This window comes from Steroidobacter sp. (assembly GCF_036402275.1).
GTDB lineage: Bacteria > Pseudomonadota > Gammaproteobacteria > Steroidobacterales > Steroidobacteraceae > Steroidobacter.
On record NZ_DASWTF010000036.1, the window covers coordinates 209,298 to 217,827 of the forward strand.

At 62.5% G+C, this 8,530-nt stretch carries 13 protein-coding genes; all 13 read left to right on the plus strand.

Annotated elements, in window-relative coordinates:
* On the plus strand, positions 1–285 hold the full coding sequence (locus VGD45_RS20550; protein ID WP_331157220.1) for a hypothetical protein: 285 nt from the start codon (positions 1–3) through the stop codon (positions 283–285).
* Positions 282–794: a hypothetical protein gene (locus VGD45_RS20555; RefSeq protein WP_331157221.1), complete on the plus strand. Its 513-nt coding sequence runs from the start codon at positions 282–284 to the stop codon at positions 792–794. The genes VGD45_RS20550 and VGD45_RS20555 overlap by 4 nt, the downstream gene beginning before the upstream one ends.
* 10 nt (positions 795–804) lie before the next feature.
* Positions 805–1,248, plus strand: a complete 444-nt coding sequence (locus VGD45_RS20560; RefSeq protein ID WP_331157222.1) for a hypothetical protein — start codon at positions 805–807, stop codon at positions 1,246–1,248.
* Positions 1,245–1,484 (plus strand): hypothetical protein, encoded by a 240-nt coding sequence (locus tag VGD45_RS20565; protein WP_331157223.1) that lies wholly within the window; start codon positions 1,245–1,247, stop codon positions 1,482–1,484. Before VGD45_RS20560 ends, VGD45_RS20565 begins: the two co-directional genes overlap by 4 nt.
* The gene (locus tag VGD45_RS20570) at positions 1,484–1,732 is read left to right on the plus strand and encodes a hypothetical protein (protein WP_331157224.1); all 249 of its coding nucleotides are present in this window, start codon (positions 1,484–1,486) and stop codon (positions 1,730–1,732) included. The genes VGD45_RS20565 and VGD45_RS20570 overlap by 1 nt, the downstream gene beginning before the upstream one ends.
* Positions 1,729–2,118, plus strand: coding sequence for a hypothetical protein (locus tag VGD45_RS20575; protein ID WP_331157225.1), 390 nt, complete (start codon positions 1,729–1,731; stop codon positions 2,116–2,118). Before VGD45_RS20570 ends, VGD45_RS20575 begins: the two co-directional genes overlap by 4 nt.
* Positions 2,115–2,777 carry a hypothetical protein gene (locus VGD45_RS20580; RefSeq protein ID WP_331157226.1) on the plus strand — a complete coding sequence of 221 codons (663 nt, stop codon included), beginning with the start codon at positions 2,115–2,117 and terminating at the stop codon, positions 2,775–2,777. Before VGD45_RS20575 ends, VGD45_RS20580 begins: the two co-directional genes overlap by 4 nt.
* A 243-nt stretch (positions 2,778–3,020) precedes the next feature.
* Positions 3,021–3,308, plus strand: a complete 288-nt coding sequence (locus VGD45_RS20585; protein WP_331157227.1) for a hypothetical protein — start codon at positions 3,021–3,023, stop codon at positions 3,306–3,308.
* Between the two features lie 92 nt (positions 3,309–3,400).
* Complete coding sequence (locus tag VGD45_RS20590; RefSeq protein WP_331157228.1) at positions 3,401–4,921, plus strand: hypothetical protein; 1,521 nt, start codon at positions 3,401–3,403, stop codon at positions 4,919–4,921.
* Positions 4,922–4,950: 29 nt separating this feature from the next.
* The gene (locus VGD45_RS20595; protein WP_331157229.1) at positions 4,951–5,448 is read left to right on the plus strand and encodes a hypothetical protein; all 498 of its coding nucleotides are present in this window, start codon (positions 4,951–4,953) and stop codon (positions 5,446–5,448) included.
* Positions 5,449–5,459: 11 nt separating this feature from the next.
* The gene (locus VGD45_RS20600; RefSeq protein WP_331157230.1) at positions 5,460–5,705 is read left to right on the plus strand and encodes a hypothetical protein; all 246 of its coding nucleotides are present in this window, start codon (positions 5,460–5,462) and stop codon (positions 5,703–5,705) included.
* Positions 5,706–5,707: 2 nt separating this feature from the next.
* Positions 5,708–7,246: a hypothetical protein gene (locus tag VGD45_RS20605; RefSeq protein WP_331157231.1), complete on the plus strand. Its 1,539-nt coding sequence runs from the start codon at positions 5,708–5,710 to the stop codon at positions 7,244–7,246.
* Positions 7,246–8,514 (plus strand): hypothetical protein, encoded by a 1,269-nt coding sequence (locus VGD45_RS20610; protein ID WP_331157232.1) that lies wholly within the window; start codon positions 7,246–7,248, stop codon positions 8,512–8,514. The genes VGD45_RS20605 and VGD45_RS20610 overlap by 1 nt, the downstream gene beginning before the upstream one ends.
* The last annotated feature ends 16 nt before the right edge of the window (positions 8,515–8,530 follow it).

Genomic DNA, 8,530 nt, shown 5'->3' on the forward strand with positions numbered 1-8,530 from the left:
GTGCTCCGCAAGCCCCCATACACCCCGTGCAAGCTCTACTACGACGGCAACGCCGCGGTCGAGGTCGGCCACTTCCTGCGCACGCCGGCGGGCTCCGCGTATGCCGTCCAATCGGTTCGTCGCGACCGCAAGCGCGACTATCGCGTCCATCTCAACTGCCTGCGGTGGCCGGAAGCTGAGATCCCGGCCGAGGCCACCGTTCATCCACTGCATTGGTACAAGCGCCAGCATCGGCGCGCAGTCTCGCTCTCAGCAATCAACAAACGACAAGGGGAAACTTTGTGAGCAAACTCATTCTCGGAATCGATCCTGGCGTTACGGGTGCTTTCGCGCTGATCGATGCGGCGTCGGGGGCATACGTGCACGTCAATGACATGCCAGTCGTGAGTGATCAGTCGCTCTCGTGGGTCGATGGCGCCGAGCTCCAGACCTTGCTGCTCAGTTCGATCAACGGTCGGCCGGCTATTGCCGTCATCGAGCGAGTCTCAGCGATGCCACAGCAAGGCGTCTCATCGACCTTCAAGTTCGGCGTTGCGGTGGGATCAATCCTCGGGACCGTACAGACGCTCCGCATCCCGCTTCACCTGATCCATTCCAGCCAGTGGAAGCGTGCCCTTGGCCTGACTTTCGAAAAGGACGTGAAACAGGCGGAGCGAAAGCGTGCGTCGCTCGATAAGGCGAGATTGCTCTTTCCGACTGCGCCTTTGGATCGACAGAAGGACAATGGCCGGGCCGAAGCTTTGCTCATCGCACACTGGTACCTGCAGAACCGAGTCGGCGCCAAGGCCGCATAGGAAACATCGCATGCCGAAGCGAGTCATGGTCGAGTATCAGGGCGAGGTGATGCGTGCGGAGGAGCTCGCCAAGCGCATCGGCGTCAGCCAGTCGTGCATCGCCAAGCGCTGGCTCAAGGGCTTGCGGGACGATGCGCTGGTCGCACCCAGCCAGAAGGGGCGCCCGGGCGTGCCGCGCAGCTTCGAACATCGCTTTGCTGCCGCGGAGGCAGAGAAGATCCGGCGTGCCGAGGATGCCGCACTGGCGCGGCGAACGGAGTTGCGTCGTCGTGCGCGGGAGAAGGCTGCCAATCTCGCACTCGAGCTCGCCGCGGCGTGCGCACGGCCGTTGATCGACGCGAAGCTGCTGACGACGGAAGAGCGCATCGACAATCAGCAGAAGGTGAAAGGGCGGCAGCGGTGGAATGCGGGTTGGTTGGGCGAGTCGCACGAGTCGAGGGAGCAGGGGAGATGAAGCAGCTCTTCCTTGCGACTTTCATCGCGCTGGCGGCCTGTTCTGATCCACCGCCACTTCAACGCGCCTTTGCTCTGGAGAATTGCTGGACTACTGCAACCGATGAGGAACGGACCCGGCGGGTGCATTGGTATACGCAATGGGTCGGCAAGGTTCCCGTGCAGCACTATCGCACGGTCAGCGAGCGACGCTACGTTGTTGAGTGTCGTGAAAGCGAGTGGAGACAATCACCTTGATGTGGCTCGCCACCTTCAGACCTGGCCGCAAGGATCCGATCGTCACGAAGGTCGACGCATTCGAGCTGGTCTTCGACCGTGGCGGCAATGGCCGCAGGAGGATGAAGCTGCCTTATGCGCGCCCAACCGTCGACGGCGGTGCTACAGCGCTGAGTCAGTCGCCGGAGGGGGCGATCGCGAGCGCCAAGTGCGTGCTCGAAGAGCAGAATATGGGGCGCGAACTGCGCTCGAAGCGAGACAGAGCTTGAGTCGCAGGTCGTCAAAACAGGCGAAGCCGCTCACTGATATCGAGCGCGAGGCACTAACGAAGGCGGCCGACGATTCGGAGGAGCGGCGTCGAAGAGTCGTTCGCGCATTCCTCGCTCTGCGCGAGGTGAAGTCGATTGGCATCGATCCCGAGCCGGTGTTCCGTCGCCTGCGTCGTCATCTCGAACGCTTGCCCGATCTCGCCGCCGAGTTGGAATTCGAGGACGCCGTTACCATCGAACGTATCCTCGAACTCATCTCGTGGCGGATCCTCGAGGACGTGGAGGATGTGCTTCGCTCGCTGTATGTTCAGCCGGCATCACCTGCACTCGCCCGTTACGTCGAGGCAGACCGCGAACTGAAGCAGCTGGATCTGGCGGACCAATGAATCCATCCAAAGCCTGGGCGCTTTTGACTGCACGCGGAGTGCAGATCGGTGGCGTGGGTGGTGGTGGCATTCCCAATCTGCTTCCCTCGGACATTGCACGCATGCTCGACGGCCTGGAGCGCGGTCCCTTTCTCGCCGGCATGGTGCGCGAGAGTGGCGACGCGCAGTCAATCGGGCCGCTGGAGCGATGGCTCTATGTCGAGACACTGCTGCTGGCGGATCCTCGCGACGCCCAGGGGCGACCCATCAAGCGCCTGCGTTGGCCCGACAACCACGGTCAGGCGTACTGCCGCCGTCTTGCCGGGCTCGCCGTGTTTGAATTCGTCGCGCCTCGGCCGCTGATCTGCCCCGACTGCAAAGGGCAGGGGTGGAAGCGAGCGCATGGCAACGGCACGGCATGCCCAACATGTAAGCCGGAGATGCCTGATCTGCGCATCACGATGCGAAAGTCATACGATCCCGGCGACGAACCGGGCGGCACCGGCTACATCTCGCTGACGCCGGCGGCGCGCGCCGATCTCGCCGGCATCCCGCTCAAGAGCTGGAACGACGGATGGGATGAGCGGTACGAGCAGGTCCACACCCTGGTCACTGGATGGCACGCCACGGCCCTCGCGCACTTGCGCAGAGCGCTTTTGGAGTACCGCGCGATCGCCTAGTCTTTGGGAATATTTGCAAGACCCCCGAAATCGGGGTAGTTTTCGCGCCAAGAGTGGTAATGCCTGCCCAATCGAAAGGCAAAGCCGTGTAACTCACCTCACACTTCAAGCGACGCTGCAATAGCCAACCCCAACCCGGTGCTCCGGGTTCGGGGGCGGCCGTTACAGCACTTGATAAGCCCCGCTCCGAGCGGGGTTTCTTGTTTCTGCAGCCATGGAAATCCCAAAGATGGAAATGGCTCGGTGTCCGCAATCGAGTCAACCAACGAGGTCTATTCCATGCTGCGAATGAAGATGGTCGTCAACACGGTTTCGCGCTCCGCGGACCACAACGGTGACATCAGCGCCGAGGAAATCACCTTGAGCGCGGTCTACAGCGACAAGGAAGGCAGCGCAAACAAGCAATGGTCGAAGTGGACGCCGACCGGGAATCTCCGCTTCTCGGTGACCAATCCGGCCGCGTTCGGCAAGCTGCTGCCCGGCAAGTTCGTCTATCTCGACATCACCGAGACGGACAAAGACAGCCTGTAACGATCCCCCTTCTGATGGCCTCGGCTGGGGGCCGTCAGACACTCCGGCCCGCTAACCATGCGGGCCTTTTTCTTTTCCGCGAGGTCCTCGCAATGTTTCGATCCGTCGCCGCCACCTTGGCGATCGCGTTGCTGTGCGCGCCTGTCGTGCACGGCGCCGTCGAGACCCGCACCCACACCACCTACCAGGTGAGGCGTGGCAAAGTGAACCTTCCGCCCGCACCGACTTCGAAGCAGGAGTGCATCGACCGTGCGGATGCCGCCGCGGAGGAGGAGGGGAAGACTCGCGAGTCCGGCGCCAACGATTTTCAGTGCCACGATGTGCTGCACGTCCTCGCCACGTTCAAGCCGAATCCGACGTGCCCGGCGTTGCCACCGCCCGAGGGCCGCGTTGTTCAATGCCCGTCAGGGACGACGGGCGCCTACACGCAGACGAAGTCCTGGACCGCAGCGCCTTACCCGGCCTGCGCGGTCGAGGGAGAGTGGGTGCCGACCACGCCGCCGGCGAGCTGCGTACCTGTCGATACAGATTCGGATGGCGTGCCGGACTCCATGGACCAATGTCCTACCGTCCCATCTACAGAGCCCGACGGTTGTCCGGCAACGCCTCCGACTTGCAACTCTGCGCCAGCTGATCGCGTCCATCAGTGTCCGAGTGGATACAGCGGCACGTGGACCCAGCGAGCAACCGTCAGCCCGTATCCAGGTTGTGAAATCACCTGGTCGCCGGTCGCGTGGCCCCCCGAGGCATGCACGCCAACGTCCGGGCCCGAGCCGCTGTTCCGTGACAACTTCGAATACGAGGTTGGCAGGAACATCACCAACGCCGATTCGCTGTTCGGCCAGCGCGGCTGGAACGGCGTGAAAGCCAATAATGCGAGCGCGGCCCGCGGCGGCGGGTGGGTCTACACGCAGAACAATTCGGCGAAGGGCTCCCGCGTGTTGGTGCTGGAAAGCGTTCCGGGCCCGACGCCGATGCAGGGCATACCGTACTCGCAGACCGACTACTACTTGCAGCTCGGCCGCGAGGGCTCGACTGCGCAAGTGCTGCCTGCGAATGTTTGGATCCAGTTCTGGACCTATGCGACGCCGGAGAGCCGCTTCAGCACGCGAGACAAGACCATCTACCCGTGCAGCGGGCACTACGCGTGCAGCTGGGGGCCGGATCTCGGCTGGCTGTTCATGTGGGGCTCGGGCGGCTTCAATACCAGCGGCGACGGCTCGTCGCGACGTTTCCTCGCAGTTGAAGCACAGAACGCCGACAACCGCGGCGACTCCGAGTATCCGACCAACAAGGCGAAGCTGAAGCAGAACCTTGTCTCGACGCCACTGGCTGGCGGCCGCTGGTATCAGGTCCGGCTGCACTTCGACACCAGCGGCGCGCAGGGCACGTATGAGGCATGGGTGCGCGAGCTCGGCCAGTCGGCCTGGACCAAGGTTTCCGACTGGCGCGGTGGCCAGACTGCGAACTTCTTCTGGCCCATTCCCGAGAATCAGCGCCGCGGTCACACGATGTTTCGTCTGCCGACGACGGTCAACGGACCTGGCTCGTCTACGGTGTATATCGACGACTTCGTGATCGGCCGCTCGCTCGCAGAGCTGCCGGCGAATTGATCTAACACGTAAACCCCGAGGTGATTCTCATGAAGCGGAAGTCGTTCCGAGGTCTGGTCGCGTCCGCGATCGTTGCAATCGGTCTGCTCGCGTCGGCCGGCGCGAATGCAGCTTCGCTGATCTACGACTCGTTCTTCGGAGATATTTTCTCCGGGAACATCGCGGTCAACAGCGACACGTTCCGCTGCATGCTCGTCACATCGAGCTACACGCCGAACAAGGGCACGCACAACCGGCGCGACGATGTCACTAATGAGGTCACCGGCACCGGCTACACCGCGGGCGGGACTACGTGCACGGTCAGCGGTTCGCTCGACACAACGAACCACCGCTACGACATCACCGTTACGGGCCCAAGCTGGACCACGGCGACGATCACTGCGAGGGCGATGGTCGTCTACAAATATCGTGGCGGGGCGTCGAGCGCGGATGAGTTGGTGATGTACGTGGACTTCCTCAGCGACGTGAGCTCCACAGCGGCAACATTCGCGGTGACCGTGACCTCGCCGTTGCGAATTCAGAACTGAGGCTCGCTGCTGTGAGGACCTCGGCTGAAATCAAAGCGGAGATCGACACGATCAACCGCAAGCGCGTCGAACTCGATCGCCAGATTCAGGATCGGCGCAACACGCAGAAGGAACTGAACGCGCAGATGCCCGCGCTCGAGCGCGAGTACCAGGCGGCCGTCGCGGCCGAGCAGCAGCAGGCGGCGCAGACACAAACGCCTTCGGCCAGCGAGAGCGACGGCGTACCAGTTGGAAGTTCGGAGACGCCGCAGGCCTGACGATGGGCAGTCCGCGCGCTCTGATCACCTTCGGCGTACGACAACGCAGCGCTGACGGGCGCTTCTACGCGCGTTGGCCGCTCGGTGACAAGCCATTGCCGAGCGGCGCCGGCGTAAGTGTCGCGGTTGCGGCTGCGCTGGGATTTGCGAGCGGATCGGGTGCCTCCAACTACGACTACGGGCCGGTCACGCATGTCGCATCACCAACGCAGACCGGCACCGGACACACTGGCAGTGAAGCGGATCCGCTCAGCCCCGCAGACCTCCTGAACTTCAACGCAAACGGCAACCACTTTCACGCGCGCCTGATTGCCGGTAACTGGGACACGACGCTCAATCATCCCAGCAACAGCAAATTTGCTTACTGGGGCCCCCGCATCGGCGGCACACAAGCGAATCGCGTCATCTGGTCAGGGGCCGAAAACCCCAACGCGCCAGGCGCTTCCGACTATCCGAGATTCCGTCGCGTTGGCGGCGCTGGCTCCATCGTTGGCACCTACCTCGTCGACAACGTCGTGTTCGACCGGATTTCTATCCCGACTTGGACGAACGCGCCGGGCAGCGAGAATTTTCAGTATTCGTGCTGGGAATCCGACGGCGTCACGCTGTCGCGATCGCTGATTGATGGCGAATCGGCTGGTGTGGTCACTGACGCCAGCACCAACTGCGGAGGTGTGTATCACCAGAACGCAGCCCGGTGCCGAGTCCTCGACACCACCATTCGTAACATCGGCTCTGCGTCTGGCACGCAACTCTGGAGCGGCATCGAACACTACGAGGTCGACGATTTCCAGGTCCTTCATTGCACGCTCGACACGATCAGGGGTATCGGAATCTTCCAGAAAGGCGAGCAGTCCGGTATGCCGTTCCGCGCGACGCGCTACGGCTGGAACTTGGTAAAGAACATTCGCCGTCGCGGCATGTTCCAGTACACGCACCACACGGGAACAAACATCACCGACGCGGCCTGGTGGTTTGGCAACCTCGTCTACGACTGCCAGGAACAGGCGTTCTGGATCAATCCGCCCGTCAACCCGAACGGCACCAGCGGTGTCATCATCGTCAACAACACCTTCGCGTACAGCGGATTTGCCGGCCTCACGTGGCGTTGGGGCGCGGACATCGTTCCCCCGTTCCGGCCGCTGTTCGCCGTGCGCAATAACATATTCCTGCACAACACGAAGAACATCGAGATCGAGTTCAGCAACTGGGCCACGGTCGGCGCACCGAGCGGGCAGTTCGATCGCAACCGCTACCACGGACACACGACGCACTACGACGATTCAGGCGGGGCACGATCGTTCACCGGGTGGCAGTCGCTCGCGGGCTATGAAGGTCTGCCGTGTGATGCAAATGGCCAGCAGGGTGATCCGCTGGTGGTCGATGCAGCGGGAAGGAACTTTGAGCTGCAGGCCGGCAGCCCCGCGCGCAATGCGGGCACGGACTTCTTGGGCCTCCTGGGCGGATCCACATCGGCGCCGATCAATCAAGGCTGGCAGATCACCGATGCCACGCGCGTCGGCGCTCGGAGTGATGCGTAATGGCCGTACGTTTCTTCTGGCGCTTCGAGGGCACGACACTCGACGCCACTCACGATCACGTCAACGGTTCCGCCGATAACACTGCCACGGCGAACGGCAGTGCTAGCCTCAGCACCACGGCGGCCCGAGTTGGCACGAATGGCGGCTTGTTTCCTGCGAGCGGTGGCAATCAGTACCGCTTCGACACCTCGACCGACATGGTCAACCGCCTGCTCGGCGCGTGTGCCTTCTCGCTGCGAATCACGACGGCTCCAAGTGCCGTGCAAGGGATCTGCAACATCAGTGGCACTGACGGCAGTATTACGTTCCAGGCGCTGGCGACGGGCGAGATTCGCGTCATCACAAACCTTGAGGGAACAGGCGAAAGTCAACTGACCACTGACGGCGCCGGCATCACGACGAACACGTGGTACACCGTCGCGTATCGGTGGGATCACGCGAACGACTTACGCTCGCTCGAGGTGTACAACAGCTCGGGCGTGTTGATCGATTCCGTTCTTGACGAGAATCCGTTTACTGCGCCGGCCAACTTGGTTAACACGAATGGGCTGAGGATCGGCAACACGGACGGAAACGACGCCGTATTTCACCTCGATAACTTTTTCATCGCGGACCTGTACGCCGAGCCGTTGCCGGCGAATGCGACCATCACGAGCTACACGGCCTACGATGCCGGTGGCAGCAGCGTCACGATCGACAGCATCGACGATGTCACGCTCACGCACGGCCAGACCGGCGTCACGATCACTGGCACCGGGTTCGGCGCGTCGCAGGGCTCCGGCCAAGTCATTGTCTCCCCGACCGACAACGTCAATGATGTCGCTGCGATCGCGCAAACAATCACCTCGTGGAGCGACACATCGATCGACTTCACGGCAGTGCTCAGCTCGTTCGCGTTCGGCGCCACGCTATATGTCTTCGTGGTGAATGATGACGACGAGTCGAATGCAGATGGCGAGGCAGTGTCGCGCATCATCGCGAGTGCGACGCTCGACTTCACGGGCGTGAACTTCTTCTTCGACGAGAACGGCGACCCTGTTCAGGCTTCGGGCATGACGCTGTACGTCTGGCGATCGCCGCGGCCACCGAGCTCGGTCGGCACACCGGACCAGATCATCACATCGGTCGCCACCGACGTGGACGGCGAACTATCGCAGGCCATCAATCTGGGTAGCCTCGATAGTGACGACACCGTCTTCTGCACGCTCTTCGCTGCTGACGGCACGGATCTTTATTGGGCCGGCGAGAAGCTGCCTATCTACGCCTGAGACGGAGGGCTGACGC